The sequence below is a fragment of the Priestia sp. YIM B13551 genome, from assembly GCF_042787905.1.
In the GTDB taxonomy this organism is placed as follows: domain Bacteria; phylum Bacillota; class Bacilli; order Bacillales; family Bacillaceae_H; genus Priestia.
The window spans coordinates 166,650-190,313 of the sequence record NZ_JBHZOX010000003.1 but is presented as its reverse complement, the minus strand read 5'-3'; the positions used below and the strand labels follow the sequence as shown (position 1 = coordinate 190,313).

The 23,664-nt window shown below is 39.0% G+C and carries 22 protein-coding genes; 7 read left to right on the top strand and 15 right to left on the bottom strand.

Annotated features, from left to right (window positions below):
* Window positions 1-2 precede the first annotated feature (2 nt).
* Window positions 3-941, top strand: a complete 939-nt coding sequence (locus ACFX4N_RS17995; protein ID WP_013055509.1) for a response regulator — start codon at window positions 3-5, stop codon at window positions 939-941.
* Window positions 942-980: 39 nt separating this feature from the next.
* Here the strand turns inward: ACFX4N_RS17995 and ACFX4N_RS17990 are convergent, their stop codons facing one another.
* The 9 genes from ACFX4N_RS17990 to ACFX4N_RS17950 all read right to left on the bottom strand — a co-directional run bounded on the left by ACFX4N_RS17990 (window position 981) and on the right by ACFX4N_RS17950 (window position 9,724).
* Window positions 981-1,589 (bottom strand): malonate decarboxylase holo-ACP synthase, encoded by a 609-nt coding sequence (locus tag ACFX4N_RS17990; protein ID WP_013055508.1) that lies wholly within the window; start codon window positions 1,587-1,589, stop codon window positions 981-983.
* Window positions 1,577-3,277, bottom strand: coding sequence for a biotin-independent malonate decarboxylase subunit beta (gene mdcD, locus ACFX4N_RS17985; protein ID WP_192100521.1), 1,701 nt, complete (start codon window positions 3,275-3,277; stop codon window positions 1,577-1,579). The genes ACFX4N_RS17990 and mdcD overlap by 13 nt, the downstream gene beginning before the upstream one ends.
* A complete protein-coding gene (locus ACFX4N_RS17980; protein ID WP_013055506.1) occupies window positions 3,264-3,566 on the bottom strand; it encodes a malonate decarboxylase subunit delta in 303 nt (100 codons plus the stop codon). Before ACFX4N_RS17980 ends, mdcD begins: the two co-directional genes overlap by 14 nt.
* Before the next feature lie 23 nt (window positions 3,567-3,589).
* Window positions 3,590-4,456, bottom strand: coding sequence for a triphosphoribosyl-dephospho-CoA synthase (locus ACFX4N_RS17975; protein ID WP_377261952.1), 867 nt, complete (start codon window positions 4,454-4,456; stop codon window positions 3,590-3,592).
* Window positions 4,457-4,461: 5 nt separating this feature from the next.
* On the bottom strand, window positions 4,462-6,114 hold the full coding sequence (gene mdcA, locus ACFX4N_RS17970) for a malonate decarboxylase subunit alpha (RefSeq protein WP_274588866.1): 1,653 nt from the start codon (window positions 6,112-6,114) through the stop codon (window positions 4,462-4,464).
* Between the two features lie 37 nt (window positions 6,115-6,151).
* Complete coding sequence (mdcH, locus tag ACFX4N_RS17965) at window positions 6,152-7,078, bottom strand: malonate decarboxylase subunit epsilon (protein ID WP_053486855.1); 927 nt, start codon at window positions 7,076-7,078, stop codon at window positions 6,152-6,154.
* Window positions 7,079-7,193: 115 nt separating this feature from the next.
* Window positions 7,194-7,367 (bottom strand): hypothetical protein, encoded by a 174-nt coding sequence (locus ACFX4N_RS17960; RefSeq protein WP_179863784.1) that lies wholly within the window; start codon window positions 7,365-7,367, stop codon window positions 7,194-7,196.
* A 143-nt stretch (window positions 7,368-7,510) separates the two neighbouring features.
* Entirely contained in the window at window positions 7,511-8,467 is a 957-nt protein-coding gene (locus ACFX4N_RS17955) for an LLM class oxidoreductase (protein WP_029324810.1), read from the bottom strand.
* Window positions 8,468-8,524: 57 nt separating this feature from the next.
* Window positions 8,525-9,724, bottom strand: a complete 1,200-nt coding sequence (locus ACFX4N_RS17950) for an MFS transporter (protein WP_014461498.1) — start codon at window positions 9,722-9,724, stop codon at window positions 8,525-8,527.
* A gap of 329 nt (window positions 9,725-10,053) precedes the next feature.
* Here ACFX4N_RS17950 and ACFX4N_RS17945 point away from each other — a divergent pair, with 329 nt between their 5' ends.
* The 6 genes from ACFX4N_RS17945 to budA all read left to right on the top strand — a co-directional run bounded on the left by ACFX4N_RS17945 (window position 10,054) and on the right by budA (window position 14,553).
* A complete protein-coding gene (locus tag ACFX4N_RS17945; protein WP_013055500.1) occupies window positions 10,054-10,422 on the top strand; it encodes a winged helix-turn-helix transcriptional regulator in 369 nt (122 codons plus the stop codon).
* Between the two features lie 84 nt (window positions 10,423-10,506).
* Window positions 10,507-10,686, top strand: coding sequence for a hypothetical protein (locus ACFX4N_RS17940; RefSeq protein WP_013055499.1), 180 nt, complete (start codon window positions 10,507-10,509; stop codon window positions 10,684-10,686).
* Complete coding sequence (locus ACFX4N_RS17935; RefSeq protein ID WP_377261945.1) at window positions 10,686-10,883, top strand: YwbE family protein; 198 nt, start codon at window positions 10,686-10,688, stop codon at window positions 10,881-10,883. Before ACFX4N_RS17940 ends, ACFX4N_RS17935 begins: the two co-directional genes overlap by 1 nt.
* A gap of 870 nt (window positions 10,884-11,753) precedes the next feature.
* Window positions 11,754-11,918: an aspartyl-phosphate phosphatase Spo0E family protein gene (locus ACFX4N_RS17930; protein WP_078081481.1), complete on the top strand. Its 165-nt coding sequence runs from the start codon at window positions 11,754-11,756 to the stop codon at window positions 11,916-11,918.
* Between the two features lie 225 nt (window positions 11,919-12,143).
* Window positions 12,144-13,823: an acetolactate synthase AlsS gene (gene alsS / locus ACFX4N_RS17925; protein ID WP_082611872.1), complete on the top strand. Its 1,680-nt coding sequence runs from the start codon at window positions 12,144-12,146 to the stop codon at window positions 13,821-13,823.
* 16 nt (window positions 13,824-13,839) lie between these two features.
* Entirely contained in the window at window positions 13,840-14,553 is a 714-nt protein-coding gene (budA, locus tag ACFX4N_RS17920; protein ID WP_029324807.1) for an acetolactate decarboxylase, read from the top strand.
* Window positions 14,554-14,664: 111 nt separating this feature from the next.
* Here budA and ACFX4N_RS17915 read toward each other — a convergent pair whose 3' ends face one another.
* Genes ACFX4N_RS17915 through ACFX4N_RS17890 form a run of 6 tightly spaced genes read right to left on the bottom strand, consistent with a single transcriptional unit; the run spans window position 14,665 to window position 23,610 of the window.
* Window positions 14,665-15,087 carry an NUDIX hydrolase gene (locus tag ACFX4N_RS17915; protein ID WP_013055495.1) on the bottom strand — a complete coding sequence of 141 codons (423 nt, stop codon included), beginning with the start codon at window positions 15,085-15,087 and terminating at the stop codon, window positions 14,665-14,667.
* Between the two features lie 7 nt (window positions 15,088-15,094).
* Window positions 15,095-16,936 carry a 2-aminoethylphosphonate aminotransferase gene (locus ACFX4N_RS17910; RefSeq protein ID WP_301264152.1) on the bottom strand — a complete coding sequence of 614 codons (1,842 nt, stop codon included), beginning with the start codon at window positions 16,934-16,936 and terminating at the stop codon, window positions 15,095-15,097.
* Entirely contained in the window at window positions 16,929-18,059 is a 1,131-nt protein-coding gene (gene aepY, locus ACFX4N_RS17905; RefSeq protein WP_013055493.1) for a phosphonopyruvate decarboxylase, read from the bottom strand. Before aepY ends, ACFX4N_RS17910 begins: the two co-directional genes overlap by 8 nt.
* Entirely contained in the window at window positions 18,052-19,569 is a 1,518-nt protein-coding gene (gene aepX / locus ACFX4N_RS17900) for a phosphoenolpyruvate mutase (protein ID WP_078081477.1), read from the bottom strand. Before aepX ends, aepY begins: the two co-directional genes overlap by 8 nt.
* 13 nt (window positions 19,570-19,582) lie before the next feature.
* Window positions 19,583-20,992 (bottom strand): Mur ligase family protein, encoded by a 1,410-nt coding sequence (locus tag ACFX4N_RS17895; protein ID WP_013055491.1) that lies wholly within the window; start codon window positions 20,990-20,992, stop codon window positions 19,583-19,585.
* Entirely contained in the window at window positions 20,989-23,610 is a 2,622-nt protein-coding gene (locus tag ACFX4N_RS17890; protein ID WP_301264151.1) for a putative amidoligase domain-containing protein, read from the bottom strand. Before ACFX4N_RS17890 ends, ACFX4N_RS17895 begins: the two co-directional genes overlap by 4 nt.
* Between the last annotated feature and the right edge of the window lie 54 nt (window positions 23,611-23,664).

Here is a 23,664-nt window from a genome sequence, read left to right as displayed (position 1 = left end):
TTATGCGATTTTGTATTACAGATGACGATTCAGCTATTCGTTCAACGCTCAGTCAGCTGATTGAAGATGAGGATTTAGGAGAAGTTGTAGAAGAAGTCGTCGACGGAAGCTTTTTAGATGCCTCTACGTTAAATTTAAAACAAATTGATATTTTATTTATCGATTTACTTATGCCAGGACGGGACGGAATCGAAACGATCCGTCATTTAAAAGATTCATTTAAAGGAAAAATGATTATGATTTCACAGGTAGAGTCCAAAGAATTGATAGGAGAGGCCTACTCATTAGGAATTGAATACTATATTACAAAACCAATTAACCGAATTGAAATTTTAACGGTTATTCGAAAAGTAATGGAACGAATCTCCCTTGAGAAATCAATCGATGATATTAAAACCTCCTTGAATAGTTTAGCGACAGCTCATCACCCCCTCCCTTCAAGTCAGCCGGTAACGAAACAAGCCCATCTATACGATGTAGGTAAATTCTTATTAGCCGAGTTAGGTATTGTAGGAGAAAATGGTGCAAAAGATTTACTGGATATTTTACAGTTTCTGTACACTTATGACCAAAGAGAAAGTGTGGAAAAACATTTCCCTTCTCTAAAAAATATTTTTGTGAATGTGGCTGAGAAAAAATTAGGAGCTCACGCGTCTTCCATTGAAATTAATCGCGAAACCAAAGCCTGTGAACAGCGAATAAGACGAGCAGTTACTCACTCACTAAATCACTTTGCTTCTATTGGATTAACAGACTTTTCAAATCCGAAATTTGAAAATTATGCTTCTAAGTTTTTTGACTTTACAGCTGTTCGTAAAAAAATGAAAGAATTACAGGGAGATTCTAAAATTTTGCCGATTCGCATTAACACCAAAAAATTTATTCAAATATTCTTTTTTGAAGCAAAGCGCTTGTTAAGCAAGGAAAAAAGCTGGTATTGACAGAAAAGACGGAAAAGGTGCAAATACCTCTTCCGTCTTTTATACTAATTGATTCAGTTTTACTAAGGAAGGTCCATATACAGTACGCAGAAGCAGCGTCTTTTCTCCCCTTGCATATTCCACCAGAGAAAATGCTCCTTTTTCTGTTTCTACCTGTACATCTACAGAAACTGGACACTCTTTTAACTGATTAACTATCAGTTGCGCTTGTTCCACCGACAAATAAGAAGAAAGGCGAATAAGTATATCCAAATCACTAGTTGTTGTAATAACTTCGGCACCACTTGCAAATTCGAATCCAACACTGCCGGTTGGTCCCCACGCAAAATCTTTTAAAATAATAGCGACTTCTTTTAAAGCACCTATGGCTGGCATGTTTCTAAAGTGCCCGTTTTGAAAAATAGAAACGAGATCTTCCGGCCTAATTCTTTGTTTAACGGCCTGCTCAGATACAAATGCTCCAAAACGCTGATTTCTTCTTTCTCCTCTTACTCCAACAGGTATCAGGCTATCTCGGTGAACAGCCCGCCTTACAACTACAAACGGAGCCTTCGCTAAAGAATGCTCCACCCACTCGGGGATAGGTGTATAACTGATAAGCTTTGCTTCCTCTTTTAACTGAAGCAAATCATGAGCTATATATTCCATTGTCTTTCCAACTCACCTCTTACTACTAAAGAAGCTTTACGCCCTTCCTTCCTTGCTTGCTCACTGTATAGCCGGCTGCTTAAATCGTACACACCTTCACGGCGTACATCTTCTACCGCTCCAGTCAAAATATCTTGAATCGTTTGAACGTCGCGATCTGTGGGCTGCTCTGCTTGAATACCGCTAACCAGCTCATATAAAGCGCCAAGTGAGGCAAATGATTCAATATCATAAGCCATGGACGGGACTTTCTTTGAAGCTTCTTCAAGTTCTTTTATACTTCTTTTAGTAATGCGCGCTGCCGACTGTTTGGACATGGCGTGAACATTCACTCCTTCGTCTTTTAAAGCCACAATTCGATTTGATTGGTATCCATGAGCCAGAAATGCTCCTGAAATTGCTTTTCCGACAATTAACGTAATAACCGGATGACCTGCTAAGCGCGCTGCTACATAAGCATCAGCCGCAGCACCGCAAGCATAGTGAATACCTAGAAGTTCTTCATGATAGCCATACGCTTGACTCGGTACGTCCACAATGGCGATTATAGGGCGCGGAGATTGATTTCGATCTTCTTTTATTACTTCACGAACGTGCTTGGCAATTGCCCAGCCTTCATCTAGTCCTACTTCCCCTTTCCGTGCACGTAAGAAACGATTATAAGGATTAGGTACAACGGAGATATATCGGACCTTTTCTCTTCCTAGCAATGCGTCTTTATAAAGAACGGAAGGAATTTCAAAATCTGCTTCTTCATCATTTATTAAGGCGTTGATCCACACGCGACCGCGGCTGTTGGGCATGTTACCTGGAACTTCATTTAGCGAGTAAGAGACTGTTGAAGGGATAGGTTCATTTTTTGTTGCTTTATACAATGCTTGAAACTGATCAGAAGCCAGTTTTTCTGAAGGATCAACCTTACTAAGCAAATGTCTGTAAAAATCTACTTGTTCTGTTTTACTAGTTACTTTTTCTTTCTTCTGAAACGTCTCTTGAACCGCTCGTTGAATAGCAGTGACATCATCCTGTGCTAAGGCATCTGCAAACCCGGTTTCATAGCGTTGAATACCGCCAATCGTTTTCCAGATTAAGCTTCGGTCTCTTGCATCAAACTCTTCAACCCCTGCTTCTTGTTCGATCACTTCAGGGCCGTTAAGGCCAAACCTTGCTTCTTTTGTCATAATGAGATAACTAAAGAGTGAAGCAGTGATGGACATTCCTCCAAAGCAGCCTACATTTCCTGAAATAACTCCGACAACAGGTGTATGCTCACGCAAAGCAACCACAGCTGAGCCAATTTCAGATATCGACAAAAGTCCATAATTCGCTTCTTGGAGCCTTACCCCTCCTGTATCGAATAGAAAAACAGGTCTAACAGGAATACCTTTTTTGTGATTATTAAGGGCTAGTTCTAAAGCTCCTGCAATTTTAGCTCCCGATACTTCACCAATGCCTCCCCCTTGAAACCCTCCTTCTATTGAAATGACAACGGCTGGCTCTCCTGCTATCAGCCCATCTGCTATAATGACACCATCATCGCTTTGAGGAACAATATTTTGCTTAGGTAAATGAGGCGATTCGATTCCGTCAAAGGGCCCAAGCAGCTCACAGAATGTTCCTTGATCTAAGATTGCCTGCGCTCGTTCTCTTCCATTTAACTCAATAAAGCTTTGATTATTCACTCCCATTTTCACTCACCTCCAAAGCTTGTGCAAGACGCAAGGCGACTACACCAGGCGTAGCACCAAAATCATTAATTACAATTTTCGCTTGAATGGTATGAACACTAAAGAACCGGTCTAATACGGCTTTCCAGGTTTCGCTAAACCCTTCACTTCCTGTTCGTACTGATACGTGAGCATGTTCTTCATCAGAAGGAACCATTAAAATTTCTAAATCCCCTGAACCAACAACACCTACATGTGCGCGCTGAGTTAACTTTCGATCGGCTTTATATTTAAACACTAACGTTTCCATTAGCCACTCCTCCCTGCAGACGTTTACGATTCTTTAAAAAGAGATATTCGATCTAAAAATAATACAGCAGCCAGCAAATCTGCACTTCCGCCTGGAGAAGCGTTAGATGATAGAAGTATATGATCTAACGCTTCTAGCCGCTGTTTTCCCATTGATGTAGATACCCCTCCAGCTTCTAACACATTGGATGCCGCCATTTTAACCTCCTCTAACACAACCGGACCAGCACGATGCAAAATACACGTATCATCAAGGTTGGCGATTAGTGTTACTAAAGTATCAATCCTTGCTGATGTTTCATGTATGCCTAGCTTGCGAGCTTTATGTAAAGCAGGCAAGCCTATATGAATTACGTGAGGAAATCCTTGCTTCGCCTCTCCAGTTGCTCCTTTTGCGCCATACTGTTTTTTCACACGATGTCCATTAGATGAATGCAGAGGACAAAAACGATCTGTATAACGAGCAATTTGTCCTGCAGCTTCTGTGATGGATGCAGGTGATGCTTGAATGCCGCAAACCGCTGTTGCAGACGCAAGTAGGCCTAATGCCCAAATGGCTCCTTTGTGTGTATTAACACCATCCGTAGCCGCGTACATAATTTGTTCGCCCTCGCGTCCAATTCGAGCAATTTCTTCCCTTAGCATCTGACTTGGCTGCTTTCCTTGACTATATAATGCAATCTGTAAAAAGGTCGGCTGTAAAGCATAAGCAGAAGTTAACAGCGTCTCAATATTCATATCTTGATGAGATCCAGTTGTTGCTGCATCCACAAGCCCAGGCTTAGGTGTAAGCACCGCTTCATCAACCAGAGCGGTAACTGCCATTTTAGCTATTAGACATGAGTAAAACACAGCTGGTCTTGGCTCTTCTTGAATACTTTGAATACGCATATTCCTTACCAGCTCCTAAATTTAGCAGGCGGATTATACAAGCCATCCGACCATTCTACTAAATCTTCGACACTTCTTGCTGCCAATAATGAACGCTTTGCTTCTGTACGGCGAATCTGTAAATCTTCGGGAAAAGCCACCAGGCCATCTCTGCGCATCTTTTCCACTTTATTTTGGTTATGTCGCAGCCCTATAGGTGTTACCCCTGCTACTGCTTCAAGCGCTGCTTTTCTTTCGTCCAAGCTTTGTGCTTTATATAAATAAGCAATTCCTTCTTCCGTCACAACATGCGTCACATCATCCCCGTAAATCATGACAGGAGCAGTAGCTAAGCCTGCTTGTTTCGCTAACTTTATCGCATCCAAAGACTCCACAAAAACAGGCTCATTTCCTGATTGAAAGGTTTCAACCATTTGAACAACTAGCTTTCTGCCTCTTGCTAGTTCGTGCTGCTCGTTTATCATATCCAGCCAAGCAGGCGTAGAATGTCGGCGGCCTCTAGGGTCATGCCCCATATTAGGCGCTCCGCCAAACCCTGACAAACGTCCAGATGTGACGGTAGAAGAATTTCCTTCTCCATCTATTTGCAAAGTTGATCCTACAAAAGCATCTACCGCATATTGACCAGCCACTTGACACATCGCACGGTTTGAGCGCAGGCTGCCGTCGCGTCCTGTAAAAAACACATCTGGACGCGCTGCTGTGTATTGTTCCATTCCTACTTCTCCGCCAAAGCAGTGCACGCTCTCAATCCATCCGCTTTCAATAGCCGGAATTAACGTGGGGTGAGGATTCAGAGCCCAGTGCTTGCATATTTTACCTTTCAGTCCTAACTTTTCTCCATAAGTAGGCAGCAAAAGCTCAATTGCAGCGGTATTAAAGCCAATGCCATGATTTAATGATTGTACGCTGTGGCGCTCATAGATACCTCGAATCGTCATCATAGCCATTAAAATTTGGAGTTCTGTAATATGACGAGGATCTCGCGTAAATAAAGCTTCCAATTGATAAGGCTGATCCGCCACGACGATACAATCAATCCAAGAAGCCGGAATATCAACTCGCGGAAGTTCTTCAACAAGTTCATTTATCTGCACAATAACAATTCCATCCTTAAACGCGGTTGCTTCGATAATGGTTGGTGTTTCTTCCGTATTTGCTCCTGTATATAAATTACCTTGTTCATCCGCTTTGTCAGCAGCCACTAAGGCAATGTTCGGAGTTAAATCAATGAAAAGGCGTCCGTAAAGCTCTAGATATGTATGAATTTCTCCCATTTTCAACGTCTCATCTTCAATCATTTGAGACACGCGAAGGCTTTGAGCACCGGCGTACGAAAAATCAATTTTTTCAGCAATTCCTTTTTCAAATATGTCGAGATGTTCCGGACGTGAAATACTAGACATAATCATATGAAGGCCGTTTATTTTATCAGCGCTTACTTCATTCAGCGCCTTTGATAAAAAAGATGCTTGCTTTTGATTGTCTCCTTCAAGCACTACTTTATCTCCGGGTGATATAAGCAATTCTAACGCTTCAATAATGTGTGCATTACCCAATAACTTTCCTTTAAGAAGATGGTCTATTTTCGCAAGGCGAACTGCTTTTTGATCTCGGCGAGTTGTCCATGATTTTGAAGTTTTTTTTATGCCACTCATGTTCTATCTCCTTTCTGACACTTCTAAATTAATACGCTTACATTTTTTCTTTTTCCATTAAAATCAGCAAAGTTTTCATCGTAGATTCGGCTGCCGAAATAGCCCTTGCTTCAGGGAAACTCTTAGCAGCCAAATCCGTTAGCACTCTTCCTGGAGCCATTTCAATATATAATCTTGTGCCCATTTCATACATAACTTCCGTCGTATCATGCCAACGGACGGGCAGGGCAACACTCGCTGCCAAATCTTCCTTAATATCAGCAGCTTTCCATAATTTCCGAGCTTTACAATTACCTATAAAAGGAACGGCCGGGTCCTTTCCTTTCACTTCCGTTATGGTTTTTCGTAATTCACTCGAAACTCCTTCCATAAGAGGACAGTGAGAAGGCACCGTTACATGAAGCATTTTAGTTTTTCTAGCCCCTTTTTTAGATGCTTTTTCAAGAACTTTCTCAATTGCTTTTAAGGTGCCAGAAATCGTTATTTGATCAGGAGAATTTAGATTCGCTACGTACACAGGAGCTGCATCAGTTGATAGTTCATGTACAATAGAGAGAATCTGATGTTCACGCAGTCCCATCACAACCCCCATACCATAACCATCAGGATAAGCATTTTCCATCAGTTCCCCTCTTTTTTTCACAAGAAGAAGAGCTTCTTTAAAAGATAACACTTCAGATGCAACTGCTGCTCCAAACGCCCCTATAGAATGCCCTCCTACCACGTCTGGCGAGTATCCTTTGTTTTTAAACGACCTAACCGTAGCCACTCCTGCAATAAAAAGACATATCTGAACATTTTTATTACATTTTAATTTTTCTGACGAATCTAATGATAATACGTCTTGATTTAAAACCTCACTTGCTTCTTCAAAAGTAGGGGATAATCCCCATTTATTTTTTATATCATGAAGCATACCAGCGTATTGTGCGCCTTGTCCTGGAAATAGAAATGCAACACTCATCGTGTTTCTCCTTTCGACTTTATATCATCCAAGGAGATAATGGATAATTTTATTATAAAGAACATAGGATCAATAACTCTAATACATATTTCTTATATATCCTATAACTTGAAATCTATATAAAAAGAGATTGAGACATAACGAAATCAATGGAATCTAAAGACGAACTAATTGGATAAAGGAGCTCATATGGGTCGCTTGTTCCATCACGGTTGACTTCCGTGCAAGACTTCGCTTTCCGCGGGCGGCCCGCGAGCCCCCCAGAGTCTTCGTCTTGTCTTCCAATCAACCGCTAGAAGCAACTACATACATAAATGCTACGTTCATCCTACCAATAAAAAAATCCGAACGAGTTAGATTCTCCATTAAGAATCTCGATTCATCGTTCGGATTTCCCTTTAACTAAACTACTTTTGTCCCAGCCTCTTTTTGCTACATATGAGACGGAAAATGCGGAAGCACTTCTTCACCAAGCTCATGTATGACTTCCTCAGCCGGACGCTTACTATCAAAAAGAGCAAAAAACAGGTGATTAACTCCTATTTCTTTATAAATAGAAAGAAGCTCAACTAATGCATTGCGCCCTGCTCGAAATCCTAAACGAATCGGCGTTGGCATTTCATTTGGATCTTCTGCCAAATCTAGATGCATAGGTTGTGTAAAAGGTTTAAAAACGCCTGGATGATAGATGTCAACCAGTTTCCTCCATTGTGTAATAGCTTCTGCTTGAAAATGGGGGTGACGAGGATAATACATCCAGCCGTCTCCATACTGTGCAAACCACTCCATATTTTGCTGACTGTATCCCGTGATCATCGTTGGAATACGTTTCGTTGGCTTAGGAACGACATTTGCTCCTTGAATGGATCCCAAAGCAGACTGGATAGATGGAAATTCTTTATTTAACGCTTCTTCTAAATAATGAAAAGCTTCTGCAAATCGCTTTCCTCTTTCTTCATGAGGAATACCTAACCCTCCAAAATCTGCTTGACGGTCTCCAGAAGATACGCCCATAATCAAACGCTCAGGAAAAAGCTGATCAATGGTTGCCATTTCTTTAGCTACGCGAAGCGGATGGCGCAAAGGCAGCACAATAGCAGCTGTACTAAGAGCAATTTCTTTTGTTTGACTGGCCAGATAAGTCAAATAAATAAGCATATCATAAATTTGACCCGTGGCTGGATCGCCAAATGATGGATCTTGAAGAAGGACATCGCGGAACCATAAGCTTGTAAATCCATATTGTTCTGCAAGCTGCGTGAGCTCTACTTGTTTTTCCATCGTAGGCGTGGCATATTGATAATTTTCAAGTGGCATATGCAAACCTAACGTTAACTCATTCTTCTTGTACATACGACGATATGCCTTATGATGTTGAAATGTAGTCATTTGCTTCCTCTCCTTTTATAGCTAAGAGATCATCGCAAAAGGCGATGATCTCTTGTTTTATTTTGCTTTTGCTTCTATTGAGCGGCTCCATGCTGTTAATAAGACCGCTCCTAAAACCATAACTCCCCCAATCCAAGGAGTATGAACAAGACCAATCGAATCAACAATCAGGCCGCCTACAAAAGAACCAATAGCAATTCCAACGTTAAATGCAGCAATATTAAGCGCAGAGGCTACGTTCACTGCTGAAGGAACATACTTTTCAGCTAAGTTCACAACCAGTACTTGCAGTCCAGGTACGTTCATAAATGCCAATAAGCCCATGGCAAAAATCGTAATTGTTCCCGCTACTTTAAACGATGCAGTAAACGATAAAATAACTAAGATAACTGCTTGAATTAAAAACATCCAAAATAATGCTTTTAACGGGTTTTTATTCGCAGCTTTTCCTCCGATCGTATTTCCGATGGCTACTGCTACACCGTATACCAGTAGCAAGATACTAACCGCACTTGGTGCGTATCCTGTTAGTTTTTCAAGAATAGGTGCTAAATACGTATAAGCTACAAACGTTCCGCCATACCCTAAGGCGGTAATAGCAAACGATAGTAAAAGCGGCCCGTTTTTCAAAATTTTCAATTGATCACTAAACTTTGCTGGCGGCGCTTCCTTTAAGTTTTTAGGCACTAAAAGAGCACTTGCAATAATGGCAATAACCCCAAGTAACGCTACTCCCCAAAATGTTGCTCTCCAGCCGAAAGCTTGTCCGATAAATGTACCAAGCGGAACACCTGTAACAGTTGCAACTGTCAAACCTGTAAACATTAAAGCAATGGCACTTGCTCGCTTATCTTCCGGCACCAAATCAGCAGCGATAGTCGCACCGATGGAAAAGAAAATTCCGTGTGAAAATGCAGTAATAATTCGTGCTATAAGCAGCAGCCCAAAGCTTGTTGATAAAGCTGCTACTGAGTTTCCTACGATAAAAATAACCATCAATAGCATCAACAGTGATTTTCTGCTCATTTTACTTGTTAAAGCTGTTAATACGGGAGCTCCAAATGCAACTCCCATTGCGTATCCTGAAATTAATAACCCTGCTAGTGTAATGGAAATATTTAAATCATCTGCAAGCGATGATAATAAACCTACTGGAACAAACTCTGTAGTCCCGATTCCAAAGGCGCTAATAGCTAGCGCTAATAGCGGCAAAGCACCGCTTTTTTTACTTTGTTGTGTTTGTGAAAGTGTGTTCACTTCTTAACGCCTCCTGTTCGTTATGATAACTTCTTCATAATAGCTTCTCTTACGGCTGATTAGCTTAGGTACCTTTCATATATTCGCTAACTCGCCATCAACAATTGTTATTATGAGCGATGTAAAACCAAAGAAAAAGTACGCACTTTCAAGTGATATAGGCACCTGGAGGTTACAATAAGCGTAAATACTAAAGTCATGAACTATTGGGTATTCTAAAAAAATGCTTACACCTAGAAAATTTTGCTCTATAGTGATATGATAAACATCAGAAAAAATGCGAAAACATGCATTTGACCGTTATCTCTAGAACAAGGAGAGTTGTTAACGTGAAAAAATATAATATTCCAGTGGAAGCGGCACTAGAAGTCATTGGAGGCAAGTGGAAAGTCGTTATTCTTTGCCACTTAATTAAAGGGACAAAGCGCCCTGGAGAATTAAAAAGAATTATGCCGCGCGTTACGCAAAAAGTATTAACGCAGCAGCTTCGCGAACTTGAAGCAGACGGCATCATTGTTAGAAAAATGTACAATGAAATGCCGCCTCGAGTAGAATACTCTTTAACAGATTACGGATGGTCTTTAAAAAGCATTCTTGATTCATTATGCTCTTGGGGAGAACATCATATTGAAAAAACGTATCCTGATAAAGAAGCTGTACTTATGCAGCCTGTAGAAGAAGTCACTGTTTCTAATTAAAAAAAGCTGACTATCTAGTCAGCTTTTTCATTCCCTTACTTTCTTTGTTTTTTCAGATGATGTATATATTCAGGAGGAACCCATATGACAGAACAACTTAAAAAGAAAATTAGTCTTCAAGATGCTATCAAACAGCAGCTTGCTAATAAGAAAAATCAATCTTCAAGTAAAGCTCAAAATAGCAGCACCAATCAAGCAACCAAAAAGCTGACGAGTCAACAAACAAAAAAAACGAATAATCAGCGAAAGAGAACAGGTGTATAATGAACGGACAAAATAGAAAAGACGTAGCTCCTGGAATTGAAGTCGACATTGTTTTAAAAGCAGATCAGCGTTCTGGAAAACTTACACACGGAACGGTCAAAGACATTCTGACCAATTCAAACTTTCACCCACACGGCATCAAAGTCCGTTTAACAGATGGACAAGTCGGACGCATAAAAGAAATTTATCCAAATTAAAAAAGCATGTATTCTACATGCTTTTTTAATTTACACTTCAAATAAATCTACTTATCATTTCCTACTTTTGTTAAAATAAAGAAGCACTGTCGTCCCCTTTCTTTCCCTTGGGAATTCACGCAAGGAAGAAAAAGGTGGTGGATAGTCTGAGACGAATCCTCAAGTCATTTTTCCTAGATGCTGAGAATGTTCAGCTCCTAACGGCTTACGTAGAGCTTTTAGGAGCCATAGTCGCTCTTATTTTGCTATTTTTCCAGTAGTAAAATAAGTAATCACCGATAAGTATCGTCTAAAAGGTTCTTCATCCATAAGGCTCGTGTGCTGATTGTCTTTAGGGAATGGTGTTTGGCGGCACTTCCCTATAGTAAAAAGACAGCTTCCTTGCAGAAATGGACAAGGTGTAATCAACTACGGCCGATTATGGGTGCGGGACCTTTTTCTTTATTAGTCTATGTCTTTTTTTCACTTCCCATACACAAAAATAAAAAAACCTCCGAGTTGGCGGTCTCGAAGGTTTTTTCTAGTGAATCGTTTTCGACAAATCCTCATCCGGGCTAACAAGGTTCAGATCTAATAAGATTATGTGATGAATTTCTTCACCTTACAAGCTAAACTTGTCAAAGCTAAGAATTCATTCGCCTGTTAAGAATAACTGAACGTGCGCTCCAGATTGTCATTTTTCCTAGCCTCAGTATATCATACTTGTTGAAAACAGGTAAAAAAAGTGTTCGACAAAGCTTGTCAGCAGCTCTTCACCTATGTCATATTTTTCAAAACAAAAAACATTTTACAAATATGAAGGAATTTCATACTATTAGATAAAAGATACAACATAGAAGATAGAAGTATTCTGACTTGGAGAGGATTTCAATGAAGCAACCTCAGTTAGAAAAAGAAATTCGAGCCTTACAATCAGATATTTACCAATTAGCTAAAAAAACAAGCAGCTATTCTCACGGTGAGATTTTAAAATTAAGTCAAAAGCTAGATCAAAAAATTGTTAGTTACCAAAAGCTTTTTAACCGTACCAAATAAGAGCCGCGTAGGACTTTCACTTGCTATCCCTCAAGTACCATAAACTACAAATAAAACAGATATGTTTTATTCGCAATAGGTATATCTCTGCTTCCCTAATTAATAGGGAAGTTTTTTATTTAGAAAATTAAAACCTTCTCCTTTCCTTAGGTTAGTTGTCATACAAATTGGGTATCCAATCAGTAGGCCTTAAAACCTATCTAAGAAATATAAAGGAGAGAGTGCATGATGAGTAATGCTGATACTACCGAAACAAAAAAAGGCGCCGACTTACTAGTAGAAAGTTTGGCAAGTCAGAATGTGCCTTATATTTTTGGCATTCCAGGAGCCAAAATTGATGGCGTATTTGATGTTTTGAAAGAAAAAGGACCAGAAGTAATTGTTTGCCGCCATGAACAAAATGCTGCGTTTATGGCAGCTGCTATGGGAAGACTGACAGGTACGCCGGGCGTTTGCCTTGTCACATCAGGTCCAGGTGCCGCTAACTTAGCCACTGGCCTTGTCACTGCTACTTCTGAAGGTGATCCAGTGGTAGCCCTAGCAGGAGCCGTTCCAAGAGCAGATCGATTAAAAAAGACGCATCAATCAATGGATAATGAAGGACTATTTAAATCTATCGCCAAATTCAGCGTTGAGGTAGAAGACGCTGCAAACGTTCCAGAAGTGATAACAGACGCCTTTCGCGAAGCTGTTTCTTCTCCTTCAGGAGCATCTTTTGTCAGCTTGCCGCAGGATGTAATGGATAACGAAACATCAGCTTCCACTCTATCCGTTTTAAAAGCTCCTACGATTGGCGCTGCTAATTTAGACGCTGTTGCCCAAGCTATACACACTATTCGCACAGCAAAACTACCTGTTTTACTTTTAGGTATGAGAGCAAGTAAATCTAAAGCAGTGGAATCAATCCGTCAGCTTATAGCAGAACATGACCTTCCTGTGGTGGAAACGTTCCAAGGTGCGGGAGCTGTTTCACGAGAGCTTGAAACTCACTTTTTTGGGCGAGTAGGTCTTTTTCGCAATCAGCCTGGAGACGTGTTATTGAAGCATGCTGACGTCGTCTTAACAATCGGATATGACCCAGTTGAATACCCTCCTTCTCTTTGGAACTCAGAAAGTCAAAGAAGCATTATTCATTTAGATGATTTACAAGCACAAGCTGACCACCATTATCAGCCGGAAATTGAGTTAGTAGGGGATATTCCAAGCACAATTGACATATTAGCGGATAAACTCCCACATTTAATACGTTCAAAAGAAAGTGCTTCTTTTTTAAAAACGCTAAAAAGCAAACTTGAACAACCTGACGATCAGTACGAGTTTTCTAATGACACTCACCTTCATCCCCTACAATTAATTGAAGCTCTGCAGAACTTTGTTGAAGATGATACTACCATCACATGTGACGTTGGTTCGCATTACATATGGATGGCTCGTTATTTTCGTTCCTATGAACCTCAGCATTTACTATTCAGCAACGGCATGCAGACACTAGGTGTTGCTTTGCCTTGGGCTATTTCAGCTGCACTCGTTCGCCCCCATAAAAAAGTTCTGTCCATGTCTGGAGACGGGGGGTTTTTATTTTCAGCTATGGAGCTCGAGACAGCCGTTCGGTTAAACTTACCAATTGTTCACATTATCTGGAACGATCAAACCTACGATATGGTTGGCTTTCAACAGCAGATTAAATATGGCCGAAAATCTGCAGTAGAGTTTGGCAGTGTAGACTTTGTTACGCTTGCTGAAAGTTTTGGTGCCAAAGGATTTAGAGTTAACTCACCAGAAGAATTTTCGGACACTCTAGCAAGCGCTTTTCGTGAACAGGGCCCCGTTATCATCGATGTTCCTGTAGATTATAAAGATAATGAAAAATTAAATACACAGCTACTGCCAGATCAAATTAACTGAAAGGACTGAGTAAAGAATGAGCAATAAAGAAAAATTAACGATTCACCAAACTTCCACTATGATCGCTTTATTAGACGGAGTATTTGACGGTGTTGTCACATACAAGGATTTAGCTAAGAAAGGGGATTTCGGCATTGGTACCTTTAATCAATTGGATGGTGAAATGATTGCCTTTGACGGAGAATTTTATCATATTGCTGATGGTAAAGCCTCACCTATTAGTAAAGATGCAAAAACACCTTTTGCCATTATGACAACCTTTTATGAAGATATCTCTTATCGTGTAGAAAAGGAAATGAATCGTGAACAACTAGAAACCTTAATGAACGAGCTTATTCCTAGCCCGAATTTATTCTATGCAGTTCGCATTGACGGGAAGTTTAAAGAAGTAAAAACGCGCACGGTTGCAAAGCAAGAGAAGCCCTATCCTTCCATGGTAGATGCGGCTGCTGATCAGCCTACATTTACATCTTCAGATGTAAATGGAACACTAGCAGGTTTTTACACGCCAGAATATTCTTCAGGCATCGGTGTTCCCGGCTACCACCTGCACTTTATTGATGAATATAAAAAAGAAGGGGGGCATGTTTTAGATGTCTCCGTTCAGGATGTTACAATTCAAATCTGCAAAAAAACGAAATTAAATCTCAATTTATCGGAAACAAGTGAATTTTTAAGTGCTAATTTAGAAGACCATGATGTAGAAGAAGAAATTGCCACGGCTGAATAAACAACCATACTTTTACTGATAAAAAAACGCTCATCGTCACGCATGACGATGAGCGTTTTTTATTTAATCGCGTTCAGGCTTCATTTCTAGCACAACACAGAAACCTTCCGCCTATACGTAAAAGGAGCCCGTGTCTTTTAAAACATAGAAAAATGGTATTTCAGTCTCTTTTAGACATCTAGCCATTCGATCCTTAAAGTTATCTAATTTAATTATATTTTTTGCTTCTTCTAACGTAAAATATCCCACATCCTGCGTTTCATTGGAGACAGAAATTTTTCCGCTAATCGCTTTTCCCTTTAATAAAATAACAGTAGTAGATCGTTTAACATCTTGTTCTACTCCTAGAAAGTTGGTCACTTCAATAACAATTCCAGATTCTTCTTTAACTTCTCGTATCCCCGCATCTTTTATTGATTCACCTGCTTCAACAAAACCGCCTGGAAATTCCCATCCCCGTCTATGGTTCTTGACTAGAAGCACGTGATGATCTTGATTTACCACCATAACTGCTACAGCTAATTTTTGATTCAACTTTTTCTCACTCTCCTTTTAAAGCTTTAAGATATTGTTCAAGAAGGTGAAGAAATCTTTCTATATCTCTATATGTGATATCACCAATATTTGCTATTCGAAACGTTTCTAATTTATCAATTTTACCAGGATAAATGGTGAATCCTTGTTTATAAAAAAAATCATGCATAATATCAAAATTATACTTTCTATTGGAAGGCTCGATGATAGAGGTAATAATTTTAGAATGATGTGTTTCAGGAACCAAATAGGTTAACCCAAGCCGAGTAATTCCATCCGTTAAAGTAGTCCATGATTTTGAGTAGCGTTCATATCGTTTCTCAATTCCTTCCCACTGAGTTTCTATAATTGCCTGCTTTAAGGCGTACATAGTCTGAACAGGAGGAGTAAAACGCATTTGTTTATTCATTTGGAAATATCGATACTGATCATATAAATGAAGATAAAGGTTACGAGGCTTTATTTGCTCCGTTTTTTCTAACCGGTCTTTATTTGCTATAACAAACGACACGCCTGCCATTCCTTGAAGGTTCTTATTTGCACTTGCGGCCAGATAGCTTATATTCATTTTTTGCATGTCAATTGGAACAGCTGCATACGAACTCATTGCATCCACAATCATTTCGATATTTTTCACTGCACAAAATTCCCCAATTTGTTCAATATCATTAAGAAGCCCCGTGGAAGTTTCACAGTGAACAAGCGCCAGATAGGAAACGTTCGTTGAAATCTTTTTTATAAAAATTTTTAAGTCGTTCATATCAATAGCCTGCTGGGCGGAGCTTTTATATTCTAAATAATTCAGTCCATAAATTTCAGCGATTTTACACATTCTTTCACCGTATGGACCATTATTGATAATAACAACCGTACCGTTATCAATTACTGAACTTAAAATCGATTCCACTGCCGCCGTTCCAGATCCGCCGAATAATACCGTAGTATACTTCTCTGGATTCCCAACAAATTTTGTTAGTTCAGCAGAGATAAATTCCATTGTCTCTCCAAATTGTTTTTCTCTCGGGCAAATGTCCTCCACTATTTGAGCATATTTGACGGTATCTGTTGTAGTTGCCGGTCCGGGGTTTAGGAGTATATTTCTTTTAACTGTAAGTGGAATACCTTCTCGAGCTTTAATAATCGGATAAACAATAGTAGTTGCTCTTGCCCAGTGATCTTCATCATCCACTTCACACCATGCCAAATTATCCAGTTTATGAACATACACATTTGCTTTTTCGGAAATTTTAACGAGGCCATATTCATAATCGATCGTTTGATTAAACTGAAACAGCGTATTTGCTTCATCACAAAGTCTCTGAAATGTAGCATAAGAGAGTTTGGTTAAACCAACTAGTTCTGCATAGATACTATTCAACTCTTCTTTTTGTTTTGACATATTCTTAAGGTTATTATCTTCATCAGCTTCAATATAAACTTCATCGCCAGCACCGTTCAATTTACTCGCTAGTATGACATCTGATCTCGAATGATTTACTAATGTTTCCAACGCATTCTTTTCATAAATTACATCCGATTCCAATAGTAAAAAATCTTCTTTAATATAATTTTTAAATTGATACAGCGTAAACAGACTTCCCGTTGTTTCGTATCTAGAATTATAAACACATTTTATTTGAGGATATCTAACCATTAGCTTTTCATATTCTTCTTTCATATAACCTGTTCCAATAAAAATCGTCTTGACTCCTGCTTCTATTAACTTGGAAATGGAATGTTCAATAATCGATTTTTCATCAATCATCAAAAAACCTTTAGGGCGGTTTCCAGCTCTTTTACGAATCCTGCTCCCCATCCCTGCAGCTAGAATAACAGCTGTTTTAATCATCTAAAAACACCTGCAGTCTTTCTCTGACTTCATAAGGCTTCATTTCAGGACGCCCCAGGTTCTTTTTAGATCCTTTCGCTATTTTAAGATATAAAAACGTTAATTTTTTATCACTTTTCCACTGTTTGATATACGTCTCTAACTCATATAAGTTATGAACATGAATGGAATTTTGATACCCACAGGAAGAAGCAATATCTACAAAATTAATGTTATGAGAGACCGTATGTTGTCCCCCTGTAGAGTCATGGGTTTGATTGTCTAAAAGAATGTGTAATAAATTTGCTGGACAGTAGTATCCGTTGGTTGCTAGATTTCCCATGCGCATAAGCAACGCTCCGTCTCCATCAATTGTAATGATGTTCTTTTCATTTCTGCTCAAAGCTAAGCCTAAACCAATGGAACTAACGCACCCCATAGATCCAACCATATAAAAATTATTTCTTGCGTCTTCTATTTCGTAAAGCTCTCTTCCTGTTTTTCCTGTAGCGGCCAATTGAATAGTATCGTTGTCTTTTAATGAATTAACTACTTGTAATGCCTCATACCTTGAAGGTAACTCGTCGGTTGTTATCTGTTCACTTTTCATTTTAGGAGTAACGTTTTTTATTGATTTTTCTAAAAGCTTAACTGGCTCAAACGTTCCTTTTTTTACAATAAAGAAGTAGCTTTCATTATTTTCAACAGCTTGATTAGCCCGCTGTAATTGTTTTTTAACTTCCGCAAAATCAAAAGATAAATATTCCCATTTTATTTTCATCGTATTTAGTAGGGCAGGAGTAATTTCTCCCATTAATTCATGCTGTGGTTCATCTGGACATCCAGGTTCTCCGCGAAAACTGACAAATCCAAGGACAGGAATTTTAAACGGATGAATAAGAGAGGTTAAAGGGGAAACAGCATTTGCTAATCCGGAGTTCTGCATTAAAACAACCGCTTTGTTGCCAGCAATTGATGCCCCAGCAGCAATCGCTACCGCTTCTCCTTCGTTTGCTGCTGCAACATATTCACATTCGTTGATAGCGTAGTTAATAAGATGTTTAAGATAGGAACAAGGAACCCCGCTATAAAATTGAAAACCTAGTTTTTTTAATTGAGTTCCAAATACGGACGTACTAATCATTTTTCCCACCATCTTTTTGAATCTTTGTATACGTTTCGGTATCTATCCATGACCCCATCGTATATTTAACAGCAACTGGGTGAATTAGATTAATATAATTAAAGAAATCAGAAAACGTGAGCTGAGCAAAATCTTTTCTTTGTGCCAGTTCTTCCAAAGCTTTTTTTACAACCTCAGTGCCTTTTCCAGAAACTTTCCAAAGACCAATGAATTCACCATGAATGTTGTTAGAGTTTGGATTGCACGACATTTGAATCAAGTCTACTGTTTTAGAATACAGCTGCTTGGAATAGGGAAGTTTAGCAGTTACATAAGATGTTTGATTCCCTTTTAACTCATAATCAGCTCCTGCTACGATAGTGATATCGCCACTTTCATGAATTAACTCCTCAAAAACATGTGTTTTATATACGATGTTACTATCGCTTATTAAAGTAGCCGTTCCTAGCTTATCTCTTGCAGCATAGAGATGATATAATTCTCCTTTATTAGGAAACGCCTTATCTTCCATATCTTTGTTGGAACCTGCTTTTATACTATTTGTCACGCCGACTTTTTTTAACTGATTTATCTGCTCGGTTATCAAAGCTTCATTTGCTGATTCTTTTACCAGAATCATAGCGTTCGTGCTATGATTGGCAGAGCTTAAATAAAGTTTCTCTGCCATATCGAGCTCTTCAGCTTTTTGAAGACGGAAAACTTCCTCAAGCGGAGAGACATTTTTTTCTACATTAATCAAACTTTTATCGCAATAAATCTGAGCGGACGTTTTTTGCATAGCTGTAATGGAAGATCTTAAGTTATGGTTGGCCCAAATGCTCAAGCTAATTCCTAAATCACTAAATTTATCAGTTGGAACCGAATAATATTTGGTTGGAACAATAATAACCGGAAGCCTGTTTCCCCACTCTTTCATAAAAGCTTCAATCTCTGTCATATCTGACCTTTTACTATGAATCAAAACGGCGTCGGTTCCTGCTTGGCGATAAGCTTCTGCACGCTTTAAAGCTTCCTTCAGCCCCCACCCTGCAATAAAAGCTTCTACACGCGATACCACTACAAAATCTTCGTCATTTTGGCTATCTTTCATTGCTTTAATTTTGCCGCAAAATTCATTAATATCTGCAAGCGGCTGTGCTTCACCTTTAATAAATGAGTTTGTTTTTGGAAACAATTTATCTTCAATACATACGCCTGGAATGTCTCGCTGCTCCAATTTCTTAACTAATCTTCTTGCATTATTAAAGTTCCCATAGCCTGTATCACCATCAAGAAGAATTGGAACGGACGTTGCGTCACTCATAAACTCTAAGATGTCTAACACCTGTGTCCATGAAGCCTCGTTATTATCTCTTACACCCAGTGCTGCAGATAATGACAGGCCGCTGGCCCATATCCCTTTGAACCCTGCTTCTTCTACAATCTTTGCAGATAGCGCACTGTGAGCCTCCATAATAAACTCTAGCTGTTTACTTTCTATCAACTCTCTTAGCTGTTTAGTCTTCTTCATGTCTATCCTCCTTTTACTCTTCGTTGTCTGGAATAAGTTTATTTCTTAATTCTTTAAAAGTAGGTTTTGTCATAACACGGTGCGTTACTTTTAATAAAATTATTGTATTTTCATTTAAATATGGAGCTAGCACATTGTATACTTCATCACCAGTCTTGCAAAAATAGACTTTATTAGGGTCCATTCCACATTTTAAAGCTCCTGTTCCAATAGCTTTTGCTTCATCTCCTACTACAACTAGAATGTCAATTTTGGATTCCGCTGCTTTTTTTCCCATATCTTCATATTGTTTAATTGCATATGGTCCTTCTCCTAGTTGAGGCATGTAGCCTAATAAAGCGATAGACTGTTTCTCTTTTGACATATCACTAAGAACTCCAAGAGCTGTAGCCATCGATAAAGGTGAAGAGTTCCATGTGTCGTTAATTACCGTACATTCATTCAGTCCTCTTTTAAATTCCAAATGTTCTTCTACTTGTTCAAATAAGCTAAGTCTTTGTATGGCAACGGAAATATCAACGCCCACATAAAATACTGCAGCAATGGCTGCCAGTGCATTATACACATTATGTTCACCATATCCAGGGATAAAGGCATCGTACTCTTTGTTTTGGTACTTTAAAGTGAAAGCCATTCCTCCCTTAGCATATTTAATATCTTTTGCTTGAAATTGGGAATCATCACCTTTACCTATATATACAACACCTTGAAGATGACTAACATCAAGCACTCTCTTAATATTTTCATCATCTGCGTTTAAAATCAAAATGCCGCTATTTGGATCTAAGCCTTCTACAATTTCGGCTTTTGCTTTCATATATTCTTCAGGTGTTTCACAATCAGCGAGATGGTGCACGCCTATATTTAATAGAATTCGTATTTGTGGCTGAAAGTAGCGACACGCAACTTTTAAATAGCCCGGATAAGCGACCGGCATTTCAAAAACAGCTACTTCTGTCGTATCATCAATACCTGTTAAATAACGTAGATTTACAGACATAGAATTCATACTCATCCACGTAGCTTTCACTTTATAATCTTCAATTAATATTTGTCGGATCATCTCTTTCGTGGTCGTTTTTCCACAAGTTCCTGTAACACCAATAACAGGAAGATCAAAAAGCCCTCGGTAGTATTCGATAAATTTCCAATAAGCCTCTTCTAATTGAGCTGTTTTAACAAGAATAATATTTCCCTCTAAGTTCGTGCACAGCTCAGGGTGATCTGTTATAACGACAATTGAATGATTTTCTTTCCAATACTTCCCTCTAATCGGTTCTCTATCTAAATGAAAGATGAGTGTATGATCCTCTATATCCTTTTTAGCGTAGTTTATAGCATGTTTAATAACAGGATTTCCTGATCCATAACAAAGGTCTCCCCCCGTTTGTTTAAGGATTTCATTTAATGTGAAGTGCTTCATGTTAAATCCTCCTTTTCTTCTTCGTAGCCAGCCAGTGAAGACGCATAATTGAGCAGGCGAATCCCCGCCAAAGTACGCAGCTTGTAGGCTCTAATTTGTGAGAATAGACTATCTGGTTTTGCATTTATTTCAAGTAACTTTATGGAACCGTACTGATCTATACATAAATCTACCGCCAGCTCCCCAAAAGGACCCACTTTCTCCTCTACTGTTGCAACAATATTTTTAGATATTTTAGCTAATTGGTTTATAATGAGCCTTCTGTCTGTTGGATCGGGATATAAACTGTTTAATATTTTACTGAGGCGCATATTCGTTTCAGAATCTTCCGTTAGCACATCTTCACCAGTGAGACGCGCAACCATACCCGTTCGAAGCCAAATTTGCTTTTCATTTTTTTGCATATAAACCCGTATTTCTAAATTTTTATCTTTATGCTGTTTTCTGCGAATTCCTTCTTGAACAAGATAAGGATTGTTTTTCATCAAAGGAGAGAGCAAAGTAAATAATTCTTCCATATTACTGAATTGATGCAGCTCTTTTTTATTAAGATCAAACCAAAAGATGCCTGTTGGTCGGCGAACGATACGCATGACTCCTTTACTTAAGGCCCCGCCAAGCGGTTTTAAATAGACTTCTCCGTAGCTATCAAGCATTTCTGCAATGTCAGCAGATTTTTGTACGAGACGTGACTCTGGAAGAAATTCTTCATATTCTTTCATAAGAAGTTCATATGTTGCCCACTTATCTCCCGTGAGCTGAAACAAATTTGAAGAATTAACAAAAGGAATTTTATAAATCGCCTGAAGTTTTGCCCTTACTTCATCTATTAAAATATTTTTTCTACTATCTATGAAATAACGGTCATAGATAACAGCAGGAAAAGGAAAAAGCCCTTCACCGTTAATGGTTGTTCCTTTAACCAATTTTTTCTCCCAATCAATATCTTCGGGTTCAAACACATATACAAGCATTCGCTTTTCATTTGCTAAGCGACATAGATGATGGAAATAGGTTGTTTGTCTTTCAAAAGGACGGTTAGCAAGAATGCCAATGATAGGACCTAAAGTTATGATGCCTTCTGAAGCTGATAGCTTGGGGCACCAATCTTTCGGGAGAGATAGTTTATCACGGAGAGATTTAGAGAGTTGAACCATATTTGGATGGCGAAATGAAAAAGGATAAGAATGAACAGTTGCAGTTGATATTGCCTTTCCTGCACTAACCATCGTAGACTGCCCCTCTTTGAGGCCGTATTTTAAACGGAGCTTTTTGGGGATTTGGATAATATGTCCGCGGTCATAGATTTCTTTAGAAATCTTTACATTCCAATTCCCGCGAATATCATTTGATTCATCACAAGGAATTTCTTTTTCTATCATTTCAAATAGAAAAGATAGTTCATTTTGATAGTGTGGATAGCTGGATGTTTTCATAAGATTGGCTTTGATATCTTTCCACATTCGTTTAAGAAAGATTTTATTCCCTTGATAGTAGGCACGCTGCGTAAGTGGATGAAATAAAAATTCGCTTTTTAATTCATGATGATGGGTAGCAACTAGCTGAGCAAGAGCTAAAGTGGAGAGAGTAATTCTAGGGTCGATAATCCAAGAGCTTAAAGTTAAATACTCAAATCCATACGATTTCTCACGATAGCGTCCAAGACCTCCATGGTTCGTTTTCCGTCTGAGTTTAGCGGTCTTAGATTCTTCTATCAGCGCTACTGGAATAGCAAGGTAGTGGTCAAGAGCTCTTAATAAGGATAAAGAAAGCGGAATACCAAAATGAATATGTCCTCCACATTGATACCCTGAAAACGGCATGCTGCCTGCCCGAAAATGAATATTTTCATATGGTACCTGTGCAGATGCTTTTTCTATTAACTTTTGGATATTCTCAAATAGTTCTGTTGATGAATTTGCTTTTTCAGGCCTAACTTCTACTAATGCATACTCACCGCTATCTTGCTCTATTTGTCTTTCATCACAGCCTACCGGACCTTCAACAGAAAAAAAAGTAGAAGCTGGTAGAAGCTCTCCATCACAACTTAACATAAACTCAACGTCAGCACCCATGCTAAAAGGAACGCTAGGCTTTAATGGATTTTCTATCCATTCACTTTCTGATGAGTTAATATCTGTGACGATACACTCTCCATTTTCTAATACCCCCATTTTGACAAAGCCGCTTTTAGCTCCCGTTACGTAGAGCGCTCGAATGGCTACGTTCATCAGCATTTCCGGTACATCCATGCCGTTTACCTGTTCTAACTCCCAGCCGAAGGCTTGCGTTCGAATGGGTATTTCATTAAATACAACATGTTCACTGGTCACTACTTGTACTGTTTTTACGCTCAGTCCTTCTACTTCTAGACAATATTCTTTGTCTATTGCATATATTTTCGTAAAATAGTCATATCCTTCATATATTGCTTGATCCTTTGTATTTACGATAACAATATCTCTTCCGCTATGGTGACCATACTTCCTCCCTATCACTGGATATGAACAGGTTTTGGGGTCAACTAATTCAACAGACGGTATATTATTCAGATTAAGAGTTTGCAACGTCATTTCTTTATCAGATAATATCCCTAACTCTTCTCTCATTGGATCCATTTTAAAGCCTCCTAATTAGAACTTTCTATCGTATTTTGCTACTTTAATGCCCTA